28 protein-coding genes and 1 pseudogene are annotated in these 26946 nt (G+C 72.4%); 17 read left to right on the plus strand and 12 right to left on the minus strand.

Annotated elements, in window-relative coordinates; all coding sequences use genetic code 11:
• Positions 1–62: 62 nt before the first annotated feature.
• The 10 genes from G569_RS0114425 to G569_RS48420 all read left to right on the plus strand — a co-directional run bounded on the left by G569_RS0114425 (position 63) and on the right by G569_RS48420 (position 8759).
• The gene (locus G569_RS0114425; protein ID WP_028063925.1) at positions 63–1190 is read left to right on the plus strand and encodes an NAD(P)/FAD-dependent oxidoreductase; all 1128 of its coding nucleotides are present in this window, start codon (positions 63–65) and stop codon (positions 1188–1190) included.
• An 11-nt stretch (positions 1191–1201) separates the two neighbouring features.
• Positions 1202–2374 carry an FAD-dependent oxidoreductase gene (locus tag G569_RS0114430; protein WP_028063926.1) on the plus strand — a complete coding sequence of 391 codons (1173 nt, stop codon included), beginning with the start codon at positions 1202–1204 and terminating at the stop codon, positions 2372–2374.
• Between the two features lie 44 nt (positions 2375–2418).
• A complete protein-coding gene (locus G569_RS48410) occupies positions 2419–2913 on the plus strand; it encodes a nitroreductase/quinone reductase family protein (protein ID WP_084285004.1) in 495 nt (164 codons plus the stop codon).
• A gap of 81 nt (positions 2914–2994) precedes the next feature.
• The gene (locus G569_RS0114440; RefSeq protein WP_028063927.1) at positions 2995–3324 is read left to right on the plus strand and encodes a hypothetical protein; all 330 of its coding nucleotides are present in this window, start codon (positions 2995–2997) and stop codon (positions 3322–3324) included.
• Positions 3321–4202 (plus strand): FAD:protein FMN transferase, encoded by an 882-nt coding sequence (locus G569_RS0114445; protein WP_028063928.1) that lies wholly within the window; start codon positions 3321–3323, stop codon positions 4200–4202. The genes G569_RS0114440 and G569_RS0114445 overlap by 4 nt, the downstream gene beginning before the upstream one ends.
• Complete coding sequence (locus G569_RS62600; protein ID WP_064750356.1) at positions 4190–5275, plus strand: ferric reductase-like transmembrane domain-containing protein; 1086 nt, start codon at positions 4190–4192, stop codon at positions 5273–5275. Before G569_RS0114445 ends, G569_RS62600 begins: the two co-directional genes overlap by 13 nt.
• On the plus strand, positions 5272–6450 hold the full coding sequence (locus tag G569_RS65980; RefSeq protein WP_028063929.1) for an NADH-ubiquinone oxidoreductase-F iron-sulfur binding region domain-containing protein: 1179 nt from the start codon (positions 5272–5274) through the stop codon (positions 6448–6450). The genes G569_RS62600 and G569_RS65980 overlap by 4 nt, the downstream gene beginning before the upstream one ends.
• Positions 6447–6659, plus strand: a complete 213-nt coding sequence (locus G569_RS0114460) for a ferredoxin (RefSeq protein ID WP_028063930.1) — start codon at positions 6447–6449, stop codon at positions 6657–6659. The genes G569_RS65980 and G569_RS0114460 overlap by 4 nt, the downstream gene beginning before the upstream one ends.
• 31 nt (positions 6660–6690) lie before the next feature.
• A complete protein-coding gene (locus G569_RS0114465) occupies positions 6691–7365 on the plus strand; it encodes a response regulator transcription factor (RefSeq protein ID WP_028063931.1) in 675 nt (224 codons plus the stop codon).
• Complete coding sequence (locus G569_RS48420) at positions 7362–8759, plus strand: sensor histidine kinase (RefSeq protein ID WP_053226363.1); 1398 nt, start codon at positions 7362–7364, stop codon at positions 8757–8759. The genes G569_RS0114465 and G569_RS48420 overlap by 4 nt, the downstream gene beginning before the upstream one ends.
• On the opposite strand, the gene G569_RS0114475 is transcribed toward G569_RS48420, so the two are convergent.
• The 7 genes from G569_RS0114475 to ppdK all read right to left on the minus strand — a co-directional run bounded on the left by G569_RS0114475 (position 8746) and on the right by ppdK (position 17568).
• The gene (locus G569_RS0114475; RefSeq protein WP_028063932.1) at positions 8746–9462 is read right to left on the minus strand and encodes a GIN domain-containing protein; all 717 of its coding nucleotides are present in this window, start codon (positions 9460–9462) and stop codon (positions 8746–8748) included. The two genes, G569_RS48420 and G569_RS0114475, sit on opposite strands and share 14 nt — an antisense overlap.
• A 336-nt stretch (positions 9463–9798) precedes the next feature.
• Positions 9799–10554 (minus strand): hypothetical protein, encoded by a 756-nt coding sequence (locus G569_RS48425; RefSeq protein WP_157592041.1) that lies wholly within the window; start codon positions 10552–10554, stop codon positions 9799–9801.
• Between the two features lie 41 nt (positions 10555–10595).
• Positions 10596–12227, minus strand: coding sequence for an NAD(P)-binding protein (locus tag G569_RS0114485; protein WP_028063933.1), 1632 nt, complete (start codon positions 12225–12227; stop codon positions 10596–10598).
• The gene (locus G569_RS0114490) at positions 12224–13195 is read right to left on the minus strand and encodes a thiamine pyrophosphate-dependent enzyme (RefSeq protein WP_028063934.1); all 972 of its coding nucleotides are present in this window, start codon (positions 13193–13195) and stop codon (positions 12224–12226) included. Before G569_RS0114490 ends, G569_RS0114485 begins: the two co-directional genes overlap by 4 nt.
• A gap of 2 nt (positions 13196–13197) precedes the next feature.
• Positions 13198–14412 carry a pyruvate ferredoxin oxidoreductase gene (gene porA / locus G569_RS0114495; RefSeq protein ID WP_028063935.1) on the minus strand — a complete coding sequence of 405 codons (1215 nt, stop codon included), beginning with the start codon at positions 14410–14412 and terminating at the stop codon, positions 13198–13200.
• Positions 14405–14920 (minus strand): 2-oxoacid:acceptor oxidoreductase family protein, encoded by a 516-nt coding sequence (locus G569_RS0114500; protein ID WP_028063936.1) that lies wholly within the window; start codon positions 14918–14920, stop codon positions 14405–14407. Before G569_RS0114500 ends, porA begins: the two co-directional genes overlap by 8 nt.
• Positions 14921–14931: 11 nt before the next feature.
• A complete protein-coding gene (gene ppdK, locus G569_RS0114505) occupies positions 14932–17568 on the minus strand; it encodes a pyruvate, phosphate dikinase (RefSeq protein ID WP_028063937.1) in 2637 nt (878 codons plus the stop codon).
• A gap of 154 nt (positions 17569–17722) precedes the next feature.
• Between ppdK and G569_RS64590 the strand changes: the two genes are divergently transcribed.
• Positions 17723–17992 carry a hypothetical protein gene (locus tag G569_RS64590; RefSeq protein WP_028063938.1) on the plus strand — a complete coding sequence of 90 codons (270 nt, stop codon included), beginning with the start codon at positions 17723–17725 and terminating at the stop codon, positions 17990–17992.
• Positions 17993–18019: 27 nt separating this feature from the next.
• Here G569_RS64590 and G569_RS0114515 read toward each other — a convergent pair whose 3' ends face one another.
• The gene (locus G569_RS0114515) at positions 18020–19150 is read right to left on the minus strand and encodes a carboxylate-amine ligase (RefSeq protein WP_064750357.1); all 1131 of its coding nucleotides are present in this window, start codon (positions 19148–19150) and stop codon (positions 18020–18022) included.
• A 167-nt stretch (positions 19151–19317) separates the two neighbouring features.
• Between G569_RS0114515 and G569_RS0114520 the strand changes: the two genes are divergently transcribed.
• The 6 genes and pseudogenes from G569_RS0114520 to G569_RS0114540 all read left to right on the plus strand — a co-directional run bounded on the left by G569_RS0114520 (position 19318) and on the right by G569_RS0114540 (position 23579).
• Positions 19318–19872: a hypothetical protein gene (locus G569_RS0114520; RefSeq protein ID WP_028063940.1), complete on the plus strand. Its 555-nt coding sequence runs from the start codon at positions 19318–19320 to the stop codon at positions 19870–19872.
• Between the two features lie 541 nt (positions 19873–20413).
• Positions 20414–20584: pseudogene (locus G569_RS66360) on the plus strand (excalibur calcium-binding domain-containing protein); the annotation flags it as partial.
• 105 nt (positions 20585–20689) lie between these two features.
• Positions 20690–21145, plus strand: a complete 456-nt coding sequence (locus tag G569_RS65350) for a thermonuclease family protein (protein ID WP_053226365.1) — start codon at positions 20690–20692, stop codon at positions 21143–21145.
• Positions 21146–21291: 146 nt separating this feature from the next.
• Positions 21292–22017, plus strand: a complete 726-nt coding sequence (locus tag G569_RS0114530) for a dihydrofolate reductase family protein (protein WP_028063941.1) — start codon at positions 21292–21294, stop codon at positions 22015–22017.
• A gap of 12 nt (positions 22018–22029) precedes the next feature.
• Positions 22030–22392 (plus strand): YciI family protein, encoded by a 363-nt coding sequence (locus G569_RS0114535; RefSeq protein WP_028063942.1) that lies wholly within the window; start codon positions 22030–22032, stop codon positions 22390–22392.
• Positions 22389–23579 carry an RNA polymerase sigma factor gene (locus G569_RS0114540; RefSeq protein ID WP_028063943.1) on the plus strand — a complete coding sequence of 397 codons (1191 nt, stop codon included), beginning with the start codon at positions 22389–22391 and terminating at the stop codon, positions 23577–23579. Before G569_RS0114535 ends, G569_RS0114540 begins: the two co-directional genes overlap by 4 nt.
• 65 nt (positions 23580–23644) lie before the next feature.
• Here G569_RS0114540 and G569_RS48435 read toward each other — a convergent pair whose 3' ends face one another.
• The 4 genes from G569_RS48435 to G569_RS0114560 all read right to left on the minus strand — a co-directional run bounded on the left by G569_RS48435 (position 23645) and on the right by G569_RS0114560 (position 26916).
• The gene (locus G569_RS48435; protein ID WP_053226366.1) at positions 23645–24232 is read right to left on the minus strand and encodes an excalibur calcium-binding domain-containing protein; all 588 of its coding nucleotides are present in this window, start codon (positions 24230–24232) and stop codon (positions 23645–23647) included.
• Between the two features lie 115 nt (positions 24233–24347).
• Positions 24348–25286: a hypothetical protein gene (locus tag G569_RS48440; RefSeq protein WP_053226367.1), complete on the minus strand. Its 939-nt coding sequence runs from the start codon at positions 25284–25286 to the stop codon at positions 24348–24350.
• A gap of 4 nt (positions 25287–25290) precedes the next feature.
• The gene (locus G569_RS57970; RefSeq protein WP_028063944.1) at positions 25291–26319 is read right to left on the minus strand and encodes a hypothetical protein; all 1029 of its coding nucleotides are present in this window, start codon (positions 26317–26319) and stop codon (positions 25291–25293) included.
• Positions 26320–26916, minus strand: coding sequence for a hypothetical protein (locus tag G569_RS0114560; RefSeq protein ID WP_028063945.1), 597 nt, complete (start codon positions 26914–26916; stop codon positions 26320–26322).
• Positions 26917–26946: the final 30 nt, after the last annotated feature.

Genomic DNA, 26946 nt, shown 5'->3' on the forward strand with positions numbered 1-26946 from the left:
CCGCAGTCTGTCCGCATGTAGCGACGGATGCCGGGGCCGGTCGGCGCGCCTAGGTTGAGGGCATGCCGGACCGTTCCGAACTGCTGATCGCCGGTGGTGGGCCGGCAGCGCTCGAAGGCGCCATGGCGGTCCAACGCCTGGCCGGCGAGCGCGTCCACATCACCCTGCTGAGCGATCGCGAAGACTTCGTCTACCGCCCCGTGTCCGTCGCCGAGCCCTTCGGACTCGCGCCGCCCGAGCGTTTCTCTCTCCGTGGCATCGCGGCCGAGCGAGGGATCGGCTTCAGGGTCGGCCCGTTGCGTGCGGTCGATGCCGAGGGCCATCGGGTCCTGTGCGACGACGAGTGGGTGCCCTACGACACGCTGCTCCTCGCGATCGGTGCCCGGCCGGAGGAGGCTGTCCCTGGCGCGCTGACGTTCCGCGGCCCGCAGGACAGCGCGCGGCTGCGCGATGCGCTCGGGCGTCTCGGGCCCGACCCGTGCCGGGTCGCGTTCGTGTCAGGCCCGGAGACCGGGTGGACGTTGCCCATGTACGAGCTCGCCTTGATGACCGCGCACTGGAGCGCGACGCGGCCCGCGTCGATCGAGGTGTGGGTGGTGACCTACGAGCATCGCCCGCTGAGCGCCTTTGGCGACCGGGCCGCGGCCGACGTCGCGCAGCTGTTGGACGAAGCGGGCGTGCGCCTCTGGACCGGCGCCTTCGTCGAGGCCGTCGAGGACGGCCGCCTCTGGGTCAGCATCGAAGGCGGGCTGCCGGTCGACCTGGCGGTCGCCTTGCCGCGGCTCGCGGGCCCCGCGATCCCCGGGCTCCCATGCGACTCCGCCGGGTTCGTCGAGGTCGATGAGCATGGGCGGGTGCGTGGCGTGGACGACGTGTACGCGGCGGGTGACATGACGAGCCGGCCGCTGAAGCAGGGCGGCCTGGCCACGCAGCAGGCGGACATCGCCGCGGCCGCGATCGCCGCCGCCGCCGGCGCGGACGTCGAGGCCGAGCGCTACCGCCCCGTCCTGCGCGCGATGCTGCTCACCGGCGGCCGGCCGCGCTATTTGCGGCACGGCGCAGGTGACCGTGGCCATGCCTCCGATGACGCGCCGTGGTGGCCGCCGCACAAGATCTCCGGCCGCGAGCTCGCCCCGTACCTCACCGCCCACCCCGAATTCAGGCTCGAGTCAGCTCAACCCACTCCGTGAAGGTGCCGCACATGTCCGCCCCGCTCCACGCTCCCCCACTCCGCGTCCTCGTCGCCGGCGGTGGCGTGGCGGCCCTCGAGACCGTGCTTGCGCTGCGTGTGCTCGCGGGTTCGCGGGTGAGAATCGAGATGCTGGCGCCGACGGGCGAGTACGTCGAGCGCCCGTCCTCGGTCCTGTCGCCGTTCAGCGGTGCTCCCGCACCGCGGGTGCCGCTCGACGAGTTGTCGGCGCTCGGCGTCGTCCGCCACCGCGGCGCGCTTGCCGCCGTCGACGCGGACCATCGCGAGGTGCGCACGACCGACGGCGGCCGGCTGACGTATGACCGCCTCGTGGTCGCTCCCGGCGCCCACGCCATCGACGGTGTGCCGGGCGCGGTCACGTTCCGCGGTTCGATCAGTGCCGGCGCGGTCGAGGGGTCGATCCGCGGTGCGACCTCGCGCGTCGTCTTCGTGGCACCAGCCGGGGCGGGCTGGATCCTGCCGCTCTACGAGCTCGCTCTGCTGACCGCGCACGAGTTCCCGGATGGCCCGGACGTCACCGTCGTCACTCCTGAGCCGCGGCCACTCGACGTCTTCGGCCCGGTCGCATCGGATGCGCTCGCACGCCTGCTTCACCGGGCCGGGATCGAGTTCATCGGCCGCACCCACGCGGTCGAGTACGTCGACGGCGCGCTCGCGATCAGCGATGGCTCGCTCATCGCCGCCGACGCGGTGATCTCACTCCCGCGCATGCAGGGTCGCTTCATCGAAGGCCTCCCGGGCGACGAACGCGGGTTCATCCCGACCAACGCCAACGCCCGCGTCATCGGAGTTCCGCACGTGTTCGCCGCCGGCGATGTCACGACCGAGCCGATCAAGCAAGGCGGCCTCGCCACACAACAGGCCGACGCCGCCGCCGAGGCGATCGCGGCCGAGGTCGGCGCGGCGCTGATCCCGCGCCCGTATCGGCGCATCCTGCGCGGTGTTCTGCTCACGGGCGAGCGCCCGCTCTACCTGCGCCGTGACCTCGACGAGGCCGACGGCATCATCCGCCCACTGCGCGGCGTGCCGCCAGGAGTCGCTCGCAGCCAGCTCTGGTGGCCGCAGGGCAAGGTCGCGGGCCGGTACTTGACCTCCTTCGTCGCCGAGGGCGGGAGGCCCGGCGCGCCCCTTGCCGACCGCCCTCCCGCGACCAACCACGTCTGAGCGTTCACCTCCGCCGCACGAGCAGTGTGTACGGTCCGCGCCGGATGCGCGACTACCGCCCACAGTCGGAGAAGTCCCGCTTCGATCGCGTCCTGCAGGCGTTCGCGCAGACCCGGTTGGGCGGCTGGCTGTTCATCAACGTCCTGCCCACGGTCGACCGGCCGCTGCTGCGGTTGAGCCGCGGCCGCATCTCGACCGGGATGGGACAGACCTACGTGCTGTTGCACGTGCGCGGGGCGAAGAGCGGCATCGAGCGAACCGTCCCGCTCCTGGGCACCAAGTGGGGTGACGCGATCCTGCTGGTCGCATCCAAGGCCGGTGCCGCGCACCACCCCGCGTGGCTGCACAACCTGCGCGTGAACCCGGACGTCACGGTGACGGTCAACGGCGAGCCGCAAGCGATGCGTGCGCGTGAGGCCGACGCGCAGGAGCGCGAGCGGCTGTGGCCGATCGTGTGCGATCACTACTCGGGCTACGCGGCCTACCAGGCGCGGGCGGGCGGGCGCGTCATCCCCGTCGTGGTGCTCGAGGCGCGCTGACGCGGTCAGCCCGCCGGAGCCGTGTCCCTACACGGGCACGCTCCTACAGAGTTCTTATGGCCTCCGATCAGGGTCGGTGGTATGGCCGACCGAGACACCCAGCGACGTTCACGCGCCCGCGATCTCGCGGTTCGCCGGACGCAGGCCGCGATCGTGGCGGTGGTCGCCGGCGCGGCCGCGCTCTCCGGAGTGTTCTCGGTCGTGGCGGCACGTGCGTTCAGCGGTCACCCGCGCACCGTGGCGGCGAGCCGAGTCGACCAGCCCGGCGCGTCCCGGTCCCGGGTGCCCGGGCCTGACTCCATCCCCGCGATCGAAGGCGACCCCGCGCCGCTGCAGCCGCCGGCGCAGCCCCCGAGCGCTTCCGTTCCGGACCCGGCCGCGACGGCGCCGGAGGTGTCACAGGGATCATGACCGCGGCGCATTGGCGGGCCATCGGCACGACGGTCGGGGTGGTCGTGCCCGATCGCGCCGCGCTGGCCGCCGCGCGCCGCGCGGTCATCGCCGAGCTGGCCGCGATCGACGCCGCGTGCAGTCGCTTTCGCGACGACTCGGAGCTGGCGGCGATCAACGCGGCCCAGGGCCGAGCCGTCGCGGTGTCACCGCTGTTGCAGGACGCGGTCGCGGTTGCGCTGCGCGCGGCGGCGCTGACCGGTGGCCTCGTCGATCCCACGATCGGCGACGCGCTCGTGCTGGCGGGCTATGACCGCGACTTCGCGCTGGTGCGCGCGTCACGCGTTCGCCGCGTGCGGGCGGCGCGCGTCGCCGGGTGGCGGACGGTCGCGCTCGATCGCGACGCGGGCACCGTCCGCGTGCCCGCCGGCGTGCGCCTGGACTTGGGCGCGACCGCGAAGGCGTTCGCCGCGGACCGGGCCGCCGAACGCGCGCTGGCGGCGAGCGGCGCGCCCGGGGTGCTCGTGAACCTGGGGGGCGATCTGGCGGCGGCGGGGCTCGCGCCGCCGGCGGGATGGGCGGTGCGGGTGGTCGAGCCCGCGCAGGATCTCCTCCTGGTCTCCGGCGGCCTGGCGACGTCGAGCACGACGGCGCGACGCTGGCGGCGGCGCGCCGGCGATGCCCACCACATCATCGACCCGCGCCTCGGCGCTCCCGCCGTCGAGCACTGGCGGGCGGTGTCGGTCGCGGCGGCGACGTGCGTCGACGCCAACATCGCCAGCACAGCGGCGATCGTCCTCGGCCCGGCGGCACCGGCGTGGCTCGCGCGAGCGGGTCTGCCCGCCCGGCTCGTCAGCGTCTCGGGCGAGGAACAGACGACGTCAGGATGGCCCTCGTGATCGCGGCCGCGGCACCGTCCGCGTGGTGGTACCTCAACCGGGCCACCGGGATCGTGACGCTGCTGGCGCTGACCGCCTCGGTCGTCCTCGGGATCCTGCAGACGCTGCGCTGGGCGGCGCCGGGCACCCCGCGCTTCGTCGTCGTGATGCTGCATCGCTCGATCTCGCTGCTGGTGGTGGCACTGCTCGGCGTGCATGTCTTGAGCGCGGTGCTCGACGGGTTCGCCCCGATCCGCTGGCTCGACGCGGTCCTGCCGTTCGCCGGCGCCTACCGGCCGCTGTGGCTCGGCCTGGGCGCGCTCGCCGCGGACCTGTTGATCGCGCTCACCGTGACGAGCCTGCTCCGGAGGCGACTCGGGCTGCGTGCCTGGCGGGGCGTGCACTGGCTGGCCTACGCGTGCTGGCCCGTCGCGCTGGTCCACGGCTGGGGCACCGGCTCGGACGCCCGCACATCCTGGATGCTGGCGATCACGATCGGCTGCGTCGCCGTGGTGATCGCCGCGCTGACGTGGCGGTTGGCCGGCGGGTGGCCGGAGCGGCGACCCGTACGGATCGCGGCGGTGGCGGCGATCTCCGGCGCCGTCGCGTTCGTGGCGCTGTGGCTGCCCGCCGGCCCGCTGGCCGACGGGTGGGCGCGTCGCGCCGGCACGCCGCAACGGCTGCTCCCGCGCGCCCGGCCGCTCGCTCCCGTCGCCGCGCGAACCGCCCCGCCCGCACTCACGCGCAGCTTCACCGCCGGCCTGCGCGGCACGATCACCCAGGGCATGAGCGCCGACGGCCAGGCGGTCGTGGACCTGCGCATCCGCCTGACCGACGGTGTGGCAGGGCGGCTGCGGGTGCGCGTCGCCGGCGACCCCGCCGCGGGCGGCGGTGTGATCATGCGCCGCAGCGCCGTGGCGCTCGGCCCTCCGCAGCACCCGGGCGAGTTCCAGGGCCGCATCGACGCGCTCGATGGGACGCGGCTCGAGGCGCTCGTAGGATCGACCGACGGACGAGCGGTGCGCCTGCGGGTCGCGCTCACGCTCGACGGCGACGCCGTCACCGGGACGGTCTCGGGGCAGCCGGTGCGATGAACCCGCGACTGCTCTCCGGTCATGCCGGCGGCCTGGACGTCGCGTACCGCGGCGCGGGTCTGATCGACGCGGTCGCCGCCGCCGGGCTGCGCGGTCGCGGCGGCGCGGCCTTCCCGACCGCGGTCAAGCTACGAGCCGTCGCGCAGGCCCGTGGGCGCTGCGCGGTCGTGGCCAATGCGACCGAGGGCGAGCCCATGAGCGCGAAGGACCAGCAGCTGCTCGTCGTCGCCCCGCAGCTCGTCCTCGACGGCGCCGCGCTGGCCGCCGAGGCGGTCGGCGCCCGAGACATCGTGATCGCCGTCAAACGCTCCGCGTGGGCGGCGCAGGAGTCGTTGACGCGCGCGCTCGCCGCCCGCGGCGACCGCTCGCGCATGCGCATGGCCGTCGTCGGTGACGCGTATCTGGCGGGCGAGGAGACCGCGCTCCTGCGCGGTCTCAACGGCGGGCCGACCAAGCCGACCGGAACGCCACCGCGCCCCCACGAGCGCGGACTCGCTCGCCGCCCGACGCTGGTCTCCAACGTCGAGACGCTCGCCCACGTCGCGCTGATCGCGCGCCACGGCGCGGCGTGGTTCCGGGAGCTGGGGACGCCGGAGCACCCGGGTACGGCGCTGGTCACGGTCAGCGGCGCCGTCGCGCGCCCCGCGGTCTACGAGGCCGCTCTCGGGACGCCGGTCGAGCACGTCATCGCGGCGGCCGGCGGTGCGAGCTCGCCGCTCCGAGCCGTCCTCTTCGGTGGCTACCACGGGACGTGGCTGAGCACCGGCGCCCCGGCGCGGCTCGATGCCACACTCGGACCCGGCGTGATCGTGGCGCTGGGCGCCGACGCGTGCCCGGTGGCCGAGCTCAGCCGCGTGGTCCGCTGGATGGCCGACGCGAACGCGCGGCAATGCGGCCCGTGCATGTACGGGCTGGAGGCGATCGCCGGCGCGATCGAGTCGCTCCAGACAGGGATCGCCGCCCGCGATGTGTTCGCCCAGCTCGAGCGCTGGGGCGATCACGTGACCGGACGCGGCGCCTGTCGCCACCCGGACGGGGTCGTGCGCTTCGTGCGCAGCGGTCTCGACGTGTTCGCGGGCGAGTTCGAGGACCATCGCCGCTTCGGTCGCTGCGATGCCTGCGATGCCGAGCCCGTGCTCGCCGTCCCGAACCTCGGGAGGGAGCTGGCGGCATGACGTGGCGCGTGACCGTGGACCCGATCGCGTGCACGGGGCACGGGGCGTGCGCCGAGCTGTTCCCCGAGCGGATCGAGCTCGACGACTGGGGCTACCCGATGCTCGACGACGCGCCGATCACCGAGGAGTTGCTCGTCCACGCGCGCCGCGCGGTGGCCGCCTGCCCGACGCTCGCGCTGCGCCTGCGCGCCGCCCGCGAGGGCGCGTGACGGACCCCGGCGAGCACACTTGTGTGTGTCCGTGCGCCTGCTGATCATCGATGACGACCGCGCCCTCCGCGCCGCGTTGCGACGTGCGCTCACGCTCGAGGGCTATGAGGTCGACGACGCGGCCAGTGGCGACGAAGCGCTCGCTTCGATCGCCGCGCGGCGCCCGGACGCGGTCGTGCTCGACATCGGGCTGCCGGGCATCGACGGGCTCGAGCTGTGCCGCAGGCTCCGGGCCGCCGGCGATCGGGTCCCGGTGCTGCTCCTCACCGCCCGCGACGCGATCGAGGATCGCATCGACGGGCTCGACGCGGGCGCCGACGACTACCTGGTCAAGCCGTTCGACCTCGGTGAGCTCCAGGCCCGCCTGCGCGCCCTCCTGCGGCGCACGAACGCCCAGGAGCAGGCCGCCGCACCCACGTTCCACGAGCTCCGTCTCGACCCGGAACGCCACGGCGTGGTCGTCGGTGAGCGCTTTGCCGAGCTGACGCGCACGGAGTACCAGCTGCTGGAGCTGTTGCTGCGCAACCCCCGGCAGGTCCTGCCGCACGACATCATCTACGAGCGGGTCTGGGGCTACGACTTCGGCCCGGCCTCCAACGCCTTGCGCGTCTACGTCGGATATCTACGACGCAAGCTCGAGGGGTTGGGCGCGCGGCCGCTGATCCACACGGTGTACGGCGTCGGCTACGTCCTGCGCGAGCCATGAGCCTGCGCCACCGCATCGCCGCCGTCGCCGGCCTCGCCGTCGCGGTCTCGGTGCTCTTCGCCGCCGTCGCGATCTTCTTCGCCGTGCGCGGGCAGCTACACGGCCAGATCGACGACGCCCTGCGCGCGCGAGCCGCCGAGCTGACCGACCGCGGCCGCGACGGCGAAGCGGCGTGCGGCGCCGGGCTGGGCACCGGCGAGCACCCGTTCCCGGCCCCCACCGATCGCGACGACGCGCGCCTCGGGGGCGCCGAGGGCTACGTGCAGGTCGTGTGCGCGGACGGAACCGTGCTGCGTCCGGCGGGCGCGACCACGCCGCTCCCCGTCTCGGCGCGCACGCGGGCGATCGCGCGGTCCGGCTCCGGGGAGAGCCTCGTCAGCACCACCGTCAGCGGGGTCCGCGTGCGGGTGCTCACCCGCGCGACGCCGGCGTGGCGAGGCGCGATCCAGGTCGCGCGCCCGCTCACCGAGGTCGACCACTCGCTCCGGGAGATGCTGGCGATCCTGATCGTGGTCGCCGCGGTGGGGATCGCGCTCGCCGCCGCGCTCGGAGCGGTGGTCGCGCGCGCCGCGCTGGCCCCGGTCAGGCGCTTCACCCGCACGACGGAGGAGATCACCGGCAAGCTCGATCCCGGCGAGCGGATCGAAGCCGAAGGCGACGACGAGCTCGCCCGCCTCGCCACGAGCTTCAACGCCACCCTCGACGCGCTGCAGCGCTCCGTCGACGCGCAGCGACACCTGGTCGCCGACGCCAGCCACGAGCTGCGCACGCCGATGGCCAGCCTGCGCGCGAACATCCAGACCCTCGAGCGCGCCGACCGCCTGTCGCCAGAGGATCGCGCCGCGTTGCGAGCGGACATCCTGGCCGAGCTCGACGAACTCACCGATCTGGTCGCCGATGTCGTCGACCTCGCCCGCGGAAGCACGCCCGGCCGTGTCCTGGACGACGTCCGTGTCGATCGCATCGTCGCCGCACTGATCGAGCGCGCGGAGAGCCGCAGCGGCGTCGCCGCGAGCTTCAGCGCCGACCTCGAGCCGACGGTGATCCGCGGCGAGCCGGACCGCATCAACCGCGCGATCTCCAACCTGCTCGACAACGCGGTCAAGTGGAGCCCGCCGGGAGGCGTCGTCGATGTCGCGCTGCGCGACGGAACCCTGACGGTACGCGACCACGGGCCCGGATTCGCCGCTGCCGACCTCCCCCACGTGTTCGAGCGCTTCTACCGCTCCGACGGCTCCCGCGGGACACCCGGTTCCGGGCTCGGCCTGGCGATCGTCCGACAGGCCGCCGAAGCCCACGGCGGGGGCGCCGAGGCGAGCAACGCGAATGGCGGCGGGGCCGAGATCCGCGTGCGCTTCACGCCCGCCGGGAGCCCGCGCCTCATCCAGCGTTGACGGTGCCGCTCCCGGTGACGCTCTGGGTGACGTGCGGAGGGTTGCCGCCGTAGAGGATCGCGCCGGTGCCCGAGAGCTTCGCGTTGAGGCTGCGCGTCGCCGTGAGCATGATGGTGCCGTTGCCTGCGAGCGCGACGTTCGCGTCGCGCGCGACGAGCCGCCGCAGCAGCGCGGTTCCCTGGCCGTCCATCGTGAGTGTGAGCGTCCTCGTGGTCCCCGTCGCGTCGATGACGCCACTGCCCGGCATCGCGACGGTCAGGTGCTCATTGGCGATGCCGCTCGCGGAGATGTTCCCCGCGCCGTCGAGCCGCAGGCCCGCGAGCGAGGGAACGCTCACCACCACGAACATCGGGCTCTTCGCGTTGAGGTCGCCGGGAGTGGTATCGATCAGCAGCGTGCCGGCGTGGACGCTGGTCGTGACGCGTCCGAGCAGGTTCTCGTCAGCGTGGACGACGACCGACTGCCTCGCCCCCACTCGCACGACGACGTTGTTGGCGCCGGTGAGATCGACCGTGGTGAAGGGCGGAACCGAACGCGCCTGCGTGGCGGCGTGGCCCGACCCGGTGCCCGTGCTCGTGGTCGAAGTCGCGAAGAAGATCCGGTCCACGAGCAGCATGAGGAGGATCGCGACCACGATCGCGCCGGCGACGATGACCGCTCGCTGAAACCGGCTCCGATGGGTTGTCGTGTGTCCGGTGCTCATGGCGCACATCCACGGCAACCGTCTCACCGCGCCGACGCCGGCACATCCGCACGTGTCCACAATCGGGGTGCGCACAACTACTCACGTGCTTGTGGCCGGGATCGATCGCACCCCCCAAAGCGGGGGGAAACCCCTCTGCGATCAAGGGGTATCGCTCCGGATCGGTCCGCCGCGGAACGCCCCACACAGGACGGTGACCGTGCTCCCGCGGGAGTAGGCGCTGTCTGACCCCTGCAGCGCCTTGCACGGACGGACCCGTGTGCAGGCGCGGGTCGGCCGTGCGTGGACCCCTCCTCCCGCGTTGCCGGCCCGCGCCACGGTTCGACGAACGAGCCGCTAGAACGGCGGGTGCTGCGTCCAGTCGTGACCTGCGATGTGCGGCGGCCCACCCTTCGGGACGATGCTGTGCCACTGCGCGCGCCAGCGCTGTGGCGCCAGCAGCAACGTCTCTGCGATGGCCGCGGCCAGGGTCGCGGGCGTGTGCCGGGACCAGTCGAAGCTGAGGAAGACCTGATGCGAGCTCCGGTATCTGAGGGTGACCGCGAAGCGCTTGGGGTCATCCCACGCCGTCTGGACCCAGTCGAAGCTCAGGTCATGCTCGGCCAGTGCGGCGGCGACGTCCGTGCGGGTCAGGATCAGTCGGCCGGCTTCACGCCCGGACGTTTCCCACGAGTGGTCGCTCCCCGCACGCTCGACCTCGCGGTCGTACTGATCGGCCGCGAACACCGCGGCGCGGTTCATCGGAACCTCCTCGCGCCACTCCCAGTGCACCTCGTCGTCGACGCGAACGATCGTCGCGTCGGTCATCCCGCAGCCGTACACGCCGCACTCGCAGCGCGCGACGCCGATCGTGCGCGGCTCCGGCGTCGCCCGAAATCGGTTCTCGGGGATCAGCACCGCATAGGGATCCATGCCCATCCCAGCCCCGGCCTTGGTCATCTCCACGTCGTTGACGAAGATTTCAACCTCGAACTCGTCTGGGCTGTCGTCGACACGCGCGATTGAGAGACGAAGCCGATCGGCCATCGGCTCAGCGTACTTCGACCACGGCGATCTTCCGCTTGACGGAGACCTAGCGGTCAGGCAGACCATAGGCTCACCGGCCCGACACGGATCGTGATCCACGTCGCGCACTAGATCGGTTCGGGCTCCATCTCGATCGCGCCGCACGGGCATTCCTGCATGCACAGGCCGCAGCCTTTGCAGTAGTCGAGGTCGAAGGCGTAGGCGTAGGCCTCTGTGCCATCGAGCTTGATGACGGCGTTGTCGGGGCAGACGCCGTAGCAGTTGTCGCAGGCGAAGCACGAGCCGCACGAGAGGCAGCGACGGGCTTCGAAGAGCGCGGTCGAGGTGTCGAGGCCGCCGGTCACCTCGTCGAAGGTCGATGCGCGGCGGGCCGCCTCGATCTGCGGCCGGACGGTGCGCGGCGCGTCGTCGTAGTACCACGGATTCAGGGCGTCGAACGTCGCGGGCGATCCGGAGGATTCTGGGACGAAAGCCTCCTCGCGCAGCCATGCGTCGATGCCTCGGGCGGCGACGCGCCCGTGGCCGACGGCGGCAGTGACGGTCCGCTCGGCGGGGACGATGTCACCGCCGGCGAACACGCCCGGGCGGCCGGTCATCAGGTTCTCGCCGACGTGGACGACCCCGTCGACGATCTCCACGCCGGACGCGCGTTCGAGCAGTGAGAGGTCGGACTCCTGGCCGAGTGCGAGCACCAGCGAGTCGGCTTCGAGCTCCTCCAGCTCGCCGGTCGGCTGCGGGAAGCCCGACTCGTCGAGCTCCATCCGTTCCAGCGTCAGCCGCCCACCGTCGGCGTGACGGACGGTCGAGAGCCACTTGACCTTCACGCCCTCGGCGAGCGCCTCCTCGAGCTCGGAGTCGTGAGCGGGCATGCGATCGCGCGTGCGGCGGTAGACGACGACGGCCTCCTCGGCACCGAGGCGCTTGGCGGTACGGGCCGCGTCGAAGGCCGTGTTGCCGCCGCCATAGACGGCGACGCGACGGCCGAGCAGCGGCGGGCCGGCGCCCTCCATGTCGTGCAGGAGGGCGACCGCGTCGAGCATCTTGGCGGCGCTGCCGGCGGGGATGTACGCGCGCTTGCCGAGATGGGCGCCGACCGCGACGAACGCGGCGTCGAACGCGCCATCGCGCATGACGCCCGCCAGATCATCCACGCGCCGGTCGCAGTGCAGCGTCACGCCCAGTGCGAGGATGCGCGAGACCTCGGCGTCGAGGACCTCCCGCGGCAGGCGGTAGCGCGGAATGCCGAAGCGCATCATCCCGCCCGCGGCGGGGCCGGCCTCGTAGATCTCGACCTCGTGACCGAGCAACGCGAGGTGGTAGGCCGCGGACAGGCCTGACGGGCCGGCGCCGACGACCAACACGCGCTTGCCGCTCGGCGGCGCGGTGACCGACATGGTCCAGCCCTGGCGGATCGCCTCGTCGCCGAGGAAGCGCTCGACGGAGTTGATCCCGACCGCCTCGTCGAGCTGGGCGCGGTTGCAGGCGGTCTCGCACGGGTGGTAACAGACGCGGCCCATGATCGCCGGCAGGGGGTTGACCGCCATGATCGTGCGCCAGGCCTGCTCGTAGTCGCCCTCCTCGGCGTGGTAGAGCCACGCCTGCGGGTCCTCGCCGGCGGGGCAGCCGCTCGCGCACGGCGCGGTGTTGCGGACGTAGACCGGGCGCTCGGTGCGCCACGAGCCGGTCTTGTTGGCCAGGCTCGAGCCGATCTCCAGGGTGATCGCGAAGGGGCGGTTCATGGCAGTAGTCCGAAACGGTCGATGGTGCGGTCGGCGCGGGCCTGGATGCGCGCGATGACATCGTCGCGACGCTCGGGCTCGAACAGGTGGCGGAAGCGGCGCTGCGGGCGCAAGTACTCCTCCACGCTGACGCGATGGCGGATCTTGGTCGTCGCGGTGACGTCGCCGCGCGCGCCCTCGAAGACCGGGAACAGCCCGCTCTGGGTCGCGAGCCGGGCGATCTGCACCGCGCCATGGGATGCGGTACCCCAGCCGAGCGGGCACGTCACGAGCACGTGCAGGTAGCGCGCGCCGCGCATCCCCATCGCCCGCTCGACCTTGGCCTCGAGGTCGTGCAGGTCGGCGATCGTCGCCGTGGCGACGTATGGGATCTCGTGCGCGAGCGCGATCAGCGGCGCGCTCTTGCCCTGGCCGAAGACGTTGCCGGGCTCCTCCCCGACAGCCTGCGTGGTGGCGGTGCGCGCGGCGGGCGGCGTCGCGCCGGACCGCTGCACCCCGGTGTTCATGTAGCCCTCGTTGTCGTAACAGACGTAGAGCACGTCGTCGTTGCGCTCGAACATGCCCGAGAGGCAGGCGAAGCCGATGTCCACGGTCCCGCCGTCACCGCCCTGGCCGAGGACGCGCACGTCGGTGCGGCCCTTGGCCTTCAGCGCGGCCGCGATGCCAGTGGCCACGGCGGGAGCATTGCCGAACAGCGAGTGCAGCCACGGCAGCTGCCATGAGCTCTCGGGATAGGGCGTGGAGAAGACCTCGAGGCAGCCGGTGGCGTTCGCCGCGATCAACTGCCCCGACGCCGCGCGCAGCGCCGCGTCGACGACGTAGCGCGCGCCGAGCGCCTCGCCGCAGCCCTGGCACGCCCGGTGGCCCTTGGTGATCGCGTTGGCGCGTGCGCCATCGGCCTGCGCGGTGCGCTGCTCGATCGGCAGCAGCCGGTTGCCGACCGCGAAGGAGCCGACTTGGTAGGGCATGATCAGCGCCTCCCGGCGAGGTCGGAGAGCATGTTCTCGGCGTGCGGGCCCGAGGTGCGGGCCAGCTCGCGATCCACGAGCTCCCGGTTGAGATCGAGGAAGGTCAGCGGACCGAGGTCGGCGTCGAGCATCGCGTCCAGCGACGCGCTCGTGATCGGGCGGCCCCCGAGGCCGGCGATCACGTCGCGGACCTCGATGCCGCTGCCTTCCAGCGCGAGCCGCACGTTCTGGCCGACGATCCCACCCACGCCGACCGCGAACGACTTCTCCACCACGACCACCCGCTGCGCACCCGCAAGCGCCGCCCTGACCGCCTCCAGCGGGAACGGCCGGAACGTGCGGATCGCGAGCGCCCCGATCCGCTCGCCGGCGTCCCGGCGCCGGTCGATGACGTCCTCGATCGTGCCCAGGACCGAGCCGAGCGCGACGACCACGGTCTCCGCGTCCTCGAGCCGGTACCCACGCACGAGCCCTCCGGAGGCGCGGCCGAACGCCGCCTCGAACTCGGCGGCGATCCGGGGGATGGTCTCCAGCGCGAGCCGCTGTTTGGCGTGCATCAGGTAGCGGACCTCCATGAACGCCTCGGGGCCGACCATCGCGCCGATCGTCATCGGGTCATCGGGGTCCAGCACCTGGCGCGGCTCGAACGGCGGCAGGAACCCGTCGACCTCGGCTTGCGTGGGCAGCTCGACGCGCTCCACCGCGTGTGTGAGCACGAACCCGTCCATGCAGACCATGACCGGCAGCGAGAGCTCCTCGGCGATCCGGAACGCCTGAACGTGCACGTCGACCGCTTCCTGGTTGGACTCCACGAACAGCTGGATCCAGCCCGAGTCGCGCTGTGACATCGAGTCGCTGTGGTCGTTCCAGATGTTGATCGGCGCACCGAGCGCGCGGTTGGCGATCGTCATCACGATCGGCAGCCCGAGCCCGGAGGCGTTGTAGACCGCTTCGGACATGTAGAGCAGGCCCTGGCTCGCGGTCGCGGTGTACGTGCGCGCCCCGGTCGCCGACGCGCCGATGCACACCGACATCGCGGCGAACTCGGACTCGACGTTGATGAACTCGCAGGGCGCCAGCCGGCCCGTCTTCACGAGCGCCGACAGACCTTCGACGATGTGCGTCTGGGGCGAGATCGGGTACGCGCCGATCACCTCCGGGCGACAGCGCGCGACGGTCTCGGCGACGGCGCGCGAGCCTTCGATCTGGCTAGGCATGCGCGTGCACCGCGTCATAGGCCGCCCGGGCCGCCGCGACGTTGCCGTCAGCCAGCGCACCGGAGAAGCGCTCCCGGATCGCCGCCTCCAGCGCGCCGAAGGTCGCGACACCCGTGGTGGCGACCAGCGCACCGAGGAGCGCCGTTCCCGGCATCGGCCGGCCGAGATGCCTCCGCGCCAACTCGGTCGCCGCGACGGTGATCACACGGCCCGGGGCCTCGACATCGCCGCTGGTGTTGACCAGCAGCAGCGGTGCCGAGAGATCGATCGAGTGCAGCAGCGTCGGGTCCTGCACGACCAGCACATCGGGGTCGGCGATCGGCTCGCGGGTCCGGATCTCGTGATGATCGATGCGACAGAACGCCATCACCGGCGCACCGGTGCGCTCGGAGCCGAAGAGCGGGAACGCCTGCGCGTGAAGCCCGTCGCGGAACGCGGCGACGGCGAGCAACTCGGCGGATGTCACCACCCCCTGACCGCCACGCCCGTGGAAGCGAACCTTGAGCATGCGCGCGAGGGTCATGACAACGCCGCCTGCGCCGCGGCCACGCGGGCGACCGGGAGCCGGAAGGGCGAGCACGAGACGTAGTCCAGGCCCACGCGATGGAAGAACGCGATCGAGTCCGGGTCGCCGCCGTGCTCGCCGCACACCCCGAGCTCGAGCCCCTCGCGGCGCGAGCGCCCGAGCCGAACGGCGGTGCGGACCAGCTCGCCGACGCCGTCGACGTCGACCGTCTCGAACGGCGAGCGGTCGAGAATCCGCCGCTCCAGGTACGCGGGCACGAAGCCGGACTCGAGGTCGTCGCGGGAGAAGCCGAGCGCGGTCTGCGTCAGGTCGTTGGTCCCGAACGAGAAGAACGCCGCCTCCTCCGCCAGCCGGTCGGCGATGAAGCACGCGCGCGGCAGCTCGATCATCGTGCCGACGCTGAAGTCCTCGCCCTCGCGGAGCCCGTGCTCGGCGCCGACGCGGACCACCATCGCGCGCAAACCGGCGAGCTCGGCCTCGAAGTCGACGAGCGGGATCATGATCTCCAGCCGCGGTGGCTTCTCCGCCGCCCGCGCGGCCCGCATCATCGCCTCGACCTGCATCTCGTAGACCTCGGGATGCACGATGCCGAGCCGGCAACCGCGGGTGCCGAGCATCGGGTTGACCTCGCCGAGGCGCAGGACGAGGTCGAGCTCGCGTTCGAGCGCCGGCAGCGCGGGCGCGTGCTCGTCCCGCGCCTGCTGCACGAGCTGGGCCAACTCGACGCGATCGGGCAGGAACTCGTGCAGCGGCGGGTCCAGCAGCCGGATCGTGATCGGCTTGCCTGGCATCGCCGCGAAGAGCCCCTCGAAGTCCTGCTGCTGCAGCGGGAGCAACTCGGCCAGCGCCGAACGGCGCTCGGCCTCGGTCGCGGCCATGATCATCGCGCGCATCTTCGGCTGGCGGTCGGCCGCCATGAACATGTGCTCGGTGCGGCACAGGCCGATGCCCTCGGCACCGTGCTCGAGCGCGCGCAGCGCGTCCGCCGGCGTGTCCGCGTTGGCCCGCACCCCGAGCCGCCGGAACTCGTCAGCCCAGCGCAGCACCCGCTCGAAGCGGGCGCTGCGCCCGGGCTCCACCAACGGCACGTCGTCGCGCGTGACCAGGCCGGTGCTGCCGTCGATCGCGATCCGCGCGCCTTCGGCGATGATCTGGTCGCCGGCGCGGATGACGCGAGCGCGCAGGTCGATGTCCAGCTCGCCGGCGCCGACGACCGCGGGGCGGCCCATGCCACGCGCGACGAGCGCCGCGTGGGAGGCCTTGCCGCCTTCGGAGGTGAGGATGCCGCGGGCGGCGTGGAAGCCGGCCACGTCGTCGGCCTCGGTGAACGGGCGAACGAGGATCACGTCGATTCCCAGGGCCGCGGCCTCGACCGCCTCCTCGGCGCTGAACACCACCTGGCCCTTGGCCGCACCCGGCGACGCGGCGACGCCCCGAGCGAGCACCTCGAACGTCGCGTCCGGGTCGAACGTGGGATGCAGGAGGGCGTCGAGCGTGTGCGGGTCGATCGTCCGCAGCGCCTGCTCGCGCGTGAGCAGGCCCTCGGCGACGGCGTCGACCGCGAACCGCACGGCCGCCTGCGCGGGCCGCTTCGCGTTGCGGGTCTGCAGCATGTAGAGCCGCCCGCATTCGATCGTGAACTCGGTGTCCTGCATGTCGCCGTAGTGGGCCTCGAGCCGGTGCAGGATCTCCAGCAGTTGCGCGTACGGCTCCGGGAGCTCGCTTGCCAACTCGCGCAGCGGTCGCGGCGTGCGCACGCCCGAGACGACGTCCTCGCCCTGTGCGTCGAGCAGGAAGTCGCCGCTCGGCTCGGGCGCGCCGGTGACCTCGTCGCGCGAGAACGCGACGCCCGAGGCCGAGTTCGCGCCGCGGTTGCCGAACACCATCTGCTGGACGTTGACCGCCGTGCCCCAGTCGTCAGGGATGTGATTGATGCGGCGGTAGGCGACCGCGCGCTCGCCGAGCCACGAGTCGAACACAGCGCGGATCGCGAGCCGCAACTGCTCGCGCGGGTCCTGTGGGAAGGGCTCGCCGGTGTGCGTCTCGTAGAGCGTGCGGAAGCGGCGCGTCACGTCCTGCAGCTGGGCGGCGCTCAGCCCGCGGTCCTCGCGCACGCCCGCCCGTTGGCGGGCTGCCCGCAGGATCTCCTCGTAGCGCTCGCCGGGCACGCCGCGCACGACGTTGCCGAACATCTGCACGAAGCGCCGGTAGGAGTCCCACGCGAAGTGCTCGTCGGCTGTGCGCGCCACGAGCCCGAGCACCGACGCGTCGTTGAGACCGAGATCGAGGATCGTCTCGAGCATCCCCGGCATCGAGTCGCGCGCACCCGAGCGCACCGACACCAGCAGCGGGTCCTGCGGGTCGCCGAGCCGGCGGCCCGCCCGCGCCTCGAGCCGTGCAATGCCGTCGGCGACCTGCTCGGCCAGCCCGGCGGGCTCGACGCGGTCGTCGCGCATGAAGGCCACGCAGGCCTCGGTGGTGATGGTGAAGCCGGCGGGCACGAGGTCCGGGCCGAGCACACGGGTCATCTCGGCGATGTTCGCGCCCTTCCCGCCCAGCAGCGCGCGCAGCTCGCGCGATCCGTCGTCGAAGTCATAGACATAGCGGGTCTTGCTGGCGATCGCGGTCATGTCGGCGATTCTCGACGCGCGCGGGCCTCGCCACATGCGCAGTAGGGCGCGGAGTTATCGCGGAGAGCTACGGACCGCGACGGGGGTGGTTTCCCGATGACCCCGCGCTCAGCCGTGCATACCGTTCCCCTTAGACCGTCGACAGGAGGATGACGTGCCCCTTCGCGCCGGCAGTAACGGCTTCGGCCACATCGGCCGCGGGGCGTCGCCCGAGGCCATCGACGCGTTGCAGGCCCGCGACCCGGCGTTCGTCGCCCGGACGCTGCCCGCCTCATGGGCGTTCCTGTGGGCCTATTTCCGGCCGGAGGCGCGAGACGAGCGCGAGCGGCTGCGAGAAGAGCAACGGGCCGAGCGCGAGCTCGCTGCCGAGCGAGCCCGTCTCGACGAATCGGGGCTCGCAGACCTCAACGCCAGAGCACTTTGACGCCACTGCGCCGGCGTCGTCGGCCGGTCAGCTCGCCGTGCGGGCTGCGATGTCACGCGTGACATCACGCAGGCCGCCGGTCGCCGCGAACGTGTCGAGTTGGCGGGAAGCGCCGGTCCCGTTGCGCAGGATCCGTTCGATCCCGAGCAGCTGGTGGGTCGACCCGAGCTCGGCGGCGGACGGGGCGATCCGCTCGAGCGTGCGGGCGATCATCTCGCGGGCCGGGATGGGGCCGCCTTCCGACGGGTCGCAAAGCGTCGCCTCGAGGCCATAGCGTGCTGCCTGCCACTTGTTCTCTTGCGCGATCAGCGGATGACATGGGCCGGCCGGGGTGGTGGCGTAGTGGTGGACGAGCGCCTGGACATAGGCCGCGAGCGCGATCGCGTCGGCGACGTGCGTGATCGCGTCCATGACGCGCACCTCGACCGTGCCGAACCGCGGGTGCGGGCGCACGTCCCACCACGTCCGCGTGTAGTCCTCCAGACAGCCGGACTCGACCAACTGCTCGATCACGCGGACGTACTCGGCGTAGGACCCGAACGACGGGGGCGGTCCTGAGCGCGGGAAGGCGGAGAAGATCAGGTGCCGGCACGAGGCGTAGCCGGTGGGGACGCCGCGCCAGAACGGCGAGTTGGCGGACAGCGCCACGAGCTCGCACAGATGCGGGCGCAGCGCCTCGACGACGCGGATCGCGCGGTCGGGGTCGTCGACGCCGACGTGGACGTGCAGGCCGTAGATCAACTCGCGACGGCCGGCGTACTGCAGCTGGTCCAGGAGCATCCGGTAGCGCTCGCGGCGCATCACCCGCTGGTCCTCGAACAGGCCAAACGGATGGGTGCCGGCCGAGCCGAGGCGAACACCTTGCCGGCGCGCCGAGAGCACCGCGTGATGCCGCACGCGCCGTAGCTCCGCCGAGACCTCATCGATCGTCGCGCAGACGCCGGTATGGAACTCCACGAGCGAGTCGAACAGCTCCGGGGAGACACGGTCGGCGAACTCGCCGTCGCGCTCGGCCTCGAGCAGACGCTCGGCCGCGGGCACCAACTCGAACGACTCCGGGTCGAGCAGCATGTACTCCTCCTCGACCCCGATCGTGAACGGCGGGAGCGCGCCGAACCGGTGGTCGCGCACATCGAGGGCAGCGGCGAGCTCAGACATTGGATCTCGCAGCGTGCCGCCAGGAGGCCGCCCGGTCATCCGCGTGTTCTGCTCTCGGAGTCGCGGGTTTCCCGCAGTGAATCGGCGCCGTTCTGCGGAAGTCCGGAGCGCCGATCCAGGATGAAATGGCCGCAGTCACCAACCACCGCAGCCAAGGAGCAAGGGAAATGCGCAAGCTCTTCCAGTACGGCGGGATCGCCGCCAGCATCGTGCTGATCGCCTTCGGGATCGGCGCCATCTACATGGGCATCGACGGACGCAGTTATGTCCGCGACAACCTCGCCGCCGAACACATCGTCGGCACCCCCGACTCCACCATCCCCGGCCAGAAAGTCGACACCGGCACCGAGGCCCAGGCCTTCGCCAAGGTCATGCGCAAGCACACCCTCGAAGCCACCGGCGGCCAGACCTACGCCCAAATGGGCCGCTTCCTGGACAACAACGGCAAGCCCACCAACGACCAGAACGCCGCCGCCATCGACCCCAAGACCAAGCAGCCCGTCGAAAACGGCCTGCGCAACATGTGGGTCAACGAGACCGCGCTGACCACCGCCCTGAACACCGCCTACTTCGCCGAACAGGTCGCCACCTTCGCCATCGTCATGGGCATCGCCCTGCTGCTCGCCGGCATCGGCTTCGGCATCCTCAGCTTGCGGGCCCTGCCCGCCACCGACCGCAAGGAGGAACGCGCCCCGGCCATGGCTGCGGTGCCTGCCGCCTGAGCGCCACCCGTCACAACCTCCCTGCAGGACCCGCCGCCCCGGCCCAACAGCCGGGGCGGCGGTGGTATGTCGCTAGACCACGACGGCCCTGCCCCCTCCGCGACACCACGGCGGACTACGGAGCCGATGCCGGGGGTCCTACGGTGTCCCTGGCTGGCATCGATCGCGAAGATGGTGAGAGAGCGTCACCTCTGGACCCCTCATCCCGGCGCTCTGATGCCGCCCGACCCGCGGCCCCTCCAAGAGGGCGGCCCGCCCCGGCATCATTCCCCCGCCGGGCGGGCCGCACCTCCTCCTGATGAACGCGTCAGCAGGCAGGGTGCGGCGCCTGGGCTCGCGCAGGCGCGACAGGTCCTGTCGGCCGCCTCAAGGCGACTCGCACCGATGTGCGATCAAGCGGCGGCCGCCTTCTGCCGACCGATGAGTAAGGAGTCCCAACCCACCCGGACCTCGGAGGTCTCATGAGGAGCGCCGTCAGGACACAACGGTGACCGTCGCGAAGAGCACACGCAGCCGCCACCGCGGCCCGTTGTTCGCTGGCGTGCTGGCGCTGATCGTCGCGGTCGCCGCCGCTGCCCTCAGTCCGGCCCCAGCCCCGGCGCGTGACGTTGACTGCGGCCACTTCGCAACGCAGGCCGCGGCGCAAGACCATTTCATCGCGCTGGGCGGACCGGCCCAGGATCCGGATCGTCTCGACGGGGACCACGACGGGATCGCCTGCGAGTCGCTGCCGTGTCCGTGCAACACCACGAGCACGCCGAGCGGGGGCGTTGCACCGCCTTCGGCGACGCCGACTCCAACGCCCACACCTCGCCCTGTGGCGGCACGTCGCGCGGCCCAGATCGTGCGCGTGATCGACGGTGACACCGTCCGCGCCCGGCTGGCATCCGGTCGCCAACTGACGGTCCGGCTGATCGGGATCGATACGCCCGAGACCAAGCGCCCCGGGGTGGCGGTCGAGTGCGGCGGCAAGCAGGCAAGCGCGTTCATGCGTCGGATCGCGTTCGACCACGGCCGCGGTCGCCAAGTGACGCTCGTCAGCGATCCGAGCCAGGACCAGACCGACCGCTACGGCCGTACGCTCGCGTTCCTCGACGCGCGCGGCAAGGGCGACCTTGGCCGGTTGATGCTGCGCGCGGGGTGGGCGAGCGTGTACGTCTTCGAGCAGCCGTTCGCGCGCTTGGACCGCTACCAGGACGCCGCCGACGCCGCCGAGCGCGCATCGAGTGGCGTGTGGGAGCGGTGCCGCGGCGACTTCCACAGCGAGTCCTGACCCCGCGGACAGCCCGACGGCGGTCACACCGGCCGTCGTTGGCGGCCGGGATTTCTCGTCGGCGCGTGTCGAGAAACGTGCGGTCGGCTCCGACTCATGGGCACCGGCGGCCATCGGGGCCGCCGACTCGAGAAGGAGCGCGAACGATGACTAAGGTGACCGCACAGATGTCGTTGTCCCTCGACGGCTTCTACACAGGACCGCGGGACGCGCGGGACCCGAAGGACATGAACGGCTGGTGGGAGGGTCCCGAAGCGCCCGGGTTCTTCCGGGTCACCCGCTGGGCCGTCGACGCGATGGCCTGGCGCGAGCGGATCGGCTTCGCCGGGGGCGAGCGGTCGATCAACTCGGAGATCGTCGAGGAGACGTTCGCGGCGGCCGGGGCGTATGTCATGGGCCGGCGGATGTTCGACGCCGGCGAGGTGCCGTGGGGCGAGGAGCCGCCGTTCCGCGCGCCGGTGTTCGTCGTCACCCACCGTTCCCGGGAGGTGCTGGAACGGCGGGGTGGCACGTCGTTCACCTTTGTCACCGAAGGACTCGAGCGGGCGGTCGAGCTGGCTCGGGACGCCGCCGGTGGCAAGGACGTGGCGGTCGCCGGCGGCGGGGAGCTCGTGCGCCAGGTGCTGAGCGCCGGGCTGCTCGACCAGCTCGAGTTGCACATCGCGCCGGTGCTGCTGGGCGACGGCCAGCGCCTGTTCGACGCCGGGCTCGGCCTCGACGCGGACGACGGCATCGAGCTGGTCGCGACGCGGGTCGTCGAGGCGCCGGACGTCGTCCACATCCGCTACACCGTCACGGGGCGGTCGAAGCTGGTGCTGGACGATCGCGGCGCCAGCGGCGACCTGGTCGGACCCGCCCAAGTGAACCAGTAGAAGGAGCGAGCCGTGAAGTACATGCTGCTGATCTATGGCAACGAGGAGGCCTTCAGCTCGGTGGGTGCGGAGGCCTTCGCCGAGATCCTCCGCGAGACGGATGCGCTCAACCGGGAGCTGTTCGAGTCGGGTGAGCTGGTCGGCGCGTATGGCGTGGCCGACCAGGTGAACGCGAAGCTGGTCCGGGTCGCCGGCGGGGCGCCGGTGGTGACCGACGGCCCCTACGCGGAGGCGAAGGAATACCTGGGCAGCTTCACGATCGTCGACTGCGACAGCCTGGAACGGGCCTTGGAGATCGCGGCTCGCAACCCGTCGGCGCGCTACTGGGGTGTCGAGGTCCGGCCACTGATGCACGAGGCCGACGTCAACCCGTGAACGACTGGCGGGACGTCCGGAGGCTGGTCCCGGAGGTGCTCGGCATCCTGGTGCGTCGATACGGCCACTTCGACGCGTGCGAGGACGCCGTCCAGGAGGCGCTGGTGGCGGCCGCGGCCCAGTGGCCGGCGCAGGGGTGGCCGGAGAGTCCCCGAGCGTGGCTGGTGACGGTGGCGTCGCGTCGCCTCGCCGACCAGCTGCGCAGCGACGCCGCCCGCCGCCGGCGGGAGGAAGCCGATGCCACCAGCGCTCCGCCCCCGCCCGCGGGCGATGACACCCTCACCCTGCTGTTCCTGTGCTGCCACCCGGCGCTGACGCCACCGTCACAGATCGCGTTGACCCTGCGGGCCGTCGGCGGCCTGTCGACCGCCGAGATCGCCCGGGCCTTCTTCGTCCCGGAGGCGACCATGGCGCAGCGCATCAGCCGGGCGAAGCAACGCATCAAGGCGGCCGGAGGCAGCTTCGACCTGCCGCCGCCGGCCGAGCAGGCCGAGCGCCTCGCCGTCGTGCTCCAGGTGATCTACCTCGTCTTCAATGAGGGCTATACGGCCACGTCGGGGGCGCAGCTGGTACGGGCAGAGCTGACGGCCGAGGCGATCCGGCTGGCCCGCGAGCTCCATCGGCTCGTCCCCCGCGACGGCGAGGTGACAGGGCTCCTGGCCCTGCTGCTGCTGACCGACGCCCGCCGCGAGGCCCGCACGGCCGCGGACGGGTCGCTCGTGCCGCTGAGCGAGCAGGACCGGACGCTCTGGAACACCGAAGCCATCGCCGAGGGCGTGGCGCTCGTGACCGAGACGCTGTCGAAGGGCCCGATCGGCTCGTACCAGCTCCAAGCCGCCATCGCCGCCGTCCACGACGAGGCACCCACGGGCGATGCCACCGACTGGCCGCAGATCCTGGCCCTTTACACGGTTCTGGAGCGTGTGGCGCCCAACCCGACGGTGACGCTCAACCGGGCGGTGGCAGTGGCGAAGGTGCACGGACCCGCGGCCGGGCTGGCCCTGCTCGACGCCCTCTCGGCCGACGAGCGCATCTCCGCCTCCCACCACCTCGTGTCCGTGCGGGCCCACCTGCTGGAGATGGCCGGCGACCGCCACGCGGCGCGCGCCGGGTACCAGGAGGCGGCCCGGCGCACCACGAGCGAACCCGAGAGGCGCCACCTCCTGACCCGCGCCGCGCGGCTCTAGGTGGTCGGCGACCTCGCCGGCCGAATCACCGCAGACTGCAGCGAGAGGGTGATGCCACCGCCCGGTCAGTTCTCGCACGCCACGCCGTCGCCGTCGCGATCGAGATGCGCGGCATAGCCGGGGTCGCCGGTGGTCAGAGGCGCCGCGCCCGCGGCGCGCGCCGCGGCACAATTGGCATACGACACAGGCTCATCGACGTGAGGCTCAGGAGTGGGTGTCGCGGTCGCGGCCGGCTTGGCGGCGGCACCTGAGGTCTTCGCCACCTTCAGGCGGAACGCCTGGCCGTTGCAGTATCGCCGGAGCTGTCCACCCATGCTGGCACCGGCGGCCCGATTCTCGCTCGACTTCACATAGCGCACGTCGGCCCGCTCCCCGCCCTCGCGGCTCATCGCCGGCGGGTACTCGTCGCGGTCGTAACCGCGCTTGGCCGGGAGGTCGTCGGTCGACGCCGCCCGGTGCTCGTCGGCATGTCCGCGATCGATGTGCAGGATCACCGGAAGGCCGATGCCGATCGCATCGCGCACGTGGTCGGCGATGTGCGGGTACTTCGTCAGGGAGACGACGACGGCGCGCTTTTGGCGGGTGCATCCCGCACTACGGTCACGATCGCTCGCCTGCTTGGCATCGACGGCTGCGGCGGGCGGCGTCGCCACCGGTGCCTGGGCACTCGTCGCGGCACCGCACCCGGCGAGAACGAGGGCGCCGAGAAGTGCGGCGATGAGGGATCGTGTCCGGTGCAACAGAGGTCCTTGTTCGGGTGTCGAGCTGCTAGCAGCGAGGCGTCGGGGGAACGACTCGCGCGTCGGCGTGCGCGACGAGCCAGCGCGCGATCAGCGTGAGGTTGCGCGTCGCCGTCTCGTGCGAGCCGTCCGTGGGGTTGGAGGCGATGCTGACCGCCAGGGCCTTGTCGCCGAGGTTGATGATGCCCAGCTGGCGGTCGAGCCATCCGCCGCGCGCACCCGGTTGGGTGCCCGGCCCCCAGCCGCCCTTGAAGGACGCGGGCACACCCGCCGAGCCGAGGCCCCAGCGCTGTCCCGGGACGACCTGGCCCATCAGCGAGAGGACCGTGTCCGAGCCGGTGACGCACACCATCCCGGCGGTGAACCGCGCTTGGTCGTCGAGCGACCATTCGGTCTGGCCGAACGGCGTGTAGCCGGGACCGCCGATGGCGCGCGATTGCACGTGTGTGCTCGTGTCGCCCGCCGCGGCGAGTGCGGAGTCGGCGGCGTGCGCGGCGTCGTCTCCGGCGCCGAGCGAGTTCCAGAGGCGGGTCGCCGCGGCGTTGTCGGAGGCGGTGATCGCCTGCACGAGGTCGGCCTGTCGCGGGCGGCCGCCGGTGACCGCGGCGAGCGCGATCGGCACCTTGCTCGTCGACCAGGCGATCCCGGTGCGCAGGTTCCCCAGGTGTTCGACGCGCTGCTCACGCCCGAGTCCGGAGACCGACACGCCCGCGGCGCCGCCCAGCTGCGTGACCAGACGGTCGAAGCTCGACCGGTCGGCCGGCGAGAGGATCGCCGCCGGGGCGGCCGGGCGGACGCGGTCCGGCCGACGCGGCGTCGGGGTCGGGGTCGGGGTGTCGATCGGGAGCGCCGGCGGAGCGACCGCGTGCGCCACGACCGGCGGTTCGGACGGCAGGGCCGCCGCGTGCCCGCCGCAGCCGGCGACGGCGCTCGCTGCCGCGAGCCAGAGCCACGTCGAGGCGCGCATCGGGCTAGAACGTCACCGACGCGTCGTTGCCGCCCGAGCAGGTCGTTCCGTCGCCCGACGGAGCGCAGTTCATGGTGTACGTCTGGCCGGTGGAAGGGCTGTACACGCGCAGCGTGTTCGTCCGGCCCGGGGCGTCGTAGTACGCGTCGCGGACGTTCTGGGCGAAGCCACAAGTGGTCACGCTGTTGGCGAACAGACCATCGCCGCAGCTGCGGCCGGGAGGAGCCGAAGGCGATGCCACCCGAGTCGGAGCCGGCGTGGGGACAGACGCGTGCTTCGGGGGCTTGCGGATCGAGCGGTGGGCCCAGCGGGCGAGGCTGTCTGCGCCGCTGACCGTGACCGTCTGCCCGGCGACCACCGGGCCCGCCGTGTGGAACGCGCTGTTGAGGTTCGACGACAGCGCCTGCAGCGAGCTGGCGCCGGCCACCGACGGCGACTTGAGCACCAACGCGACCTGGTTGAGGTACGCGGTCTCGCGGTCGATGACCTGACGGGCATCTCCGGCGAGCTTCGTGGAGGCCGGCGGCGCGGTGAGCGCGGTCAGCGCGCCCTGCGCGGCGGTGGTCGCCACCTTGGCCTGGGACACGGCGCGTGTGGCGGAGCGCGCGTGATGGACCCTCAGCTCCACGAGCGCCTTCGAGAGCTTCTCGTTCGCGCCCAGAACGGGCCCGAAGGCGTCGGCGACCTTCTGCTGGTAGCGAACGTTCTCGTCCGGGCCGGCCTTCGCGGGCGCCTTCGAGCCGGACGACGCGAGGACGAACACCACGGCCGCGCCGGACACGACCGCGATACCGCCGGCGATCGCCGCCGGCAGGGCCCAGCCGCGCTTGCCGGCAGGGCGGGTGGCATCCTCGGCCGGCTCCGCCCGGTGTCGAGGTTCGGGATGCTCGTCGGCGACCGGGATCGCCTCGAGTGCAGAGATCGCGGAGTGAACGCCCGATGCCGTGCCGCAGTTGGCGCAGAACTTCCCGGTGGCCGGTGCGCCGCAACCCGTGCAGAACTTCTGTGCGGTCTGTGTATGGATGTCAGTCATCTAGTCGGCCTCGTAGTACCGGCCCGCCGCGACGTCGACCGAGGTCGAAGCCGTCACGAAGGTCCGGTTGCGGTCGCCGTCGTACATCAGGGCGCAGACCTGCAGCCGGTAGCCCGGCTGGTCGTTCCACCCGCTGAGACCGATCGAGGTGTGGTAGACGCCGAGCAGATCGGAGCCGACGAAGTTCCTGGCCCAGTCATCGACGGCGACATCGCCGCGGTTGCGGGCCTCGCCGTAGGTCTGGTAGCAGTCGTCCTCGGTCGTGTAGAGGACCACCGCGTCGCGGTCGGACTGCCCGCGCATGGAGACGTCGACCTCCAGCGTGTCCCCCGGGTCGGCGGCGGTGGGCTGGACGTCGAGGCTGATCGAACGCGTCGGCTCGGGCTTCGAGACCCGCCACAAGGTGACATTGCGGGCGCCGCGCTTGTGGCAGCTCCACGCGATCGAGCTGGTCGGCGCGCTCGAGCAGCGGTACCCGCTGTAGCGGCGCCGCACGGTCTTGCCGAAGGTGGCCTTCGCGACACGCCGCGCCTCCCCGCACGCCGGCCCTCCCGCTCCGAAGGTCGTGACCTTGAACGTGCCCCGAGCGGTCGCCACCGTGCCGCATGGCCGGTCTCCTTCCGCTGA

This window comes from Solirubrobacter soli DSM 22325, from assembly GCF_000423665.1.
GTDB lineage: Bacteria > Actinomycetota > Thermoleophilia > Solirubrobacterales > Solirubrobacteraceae > Solirubrobacter > Solirubrobacter soli.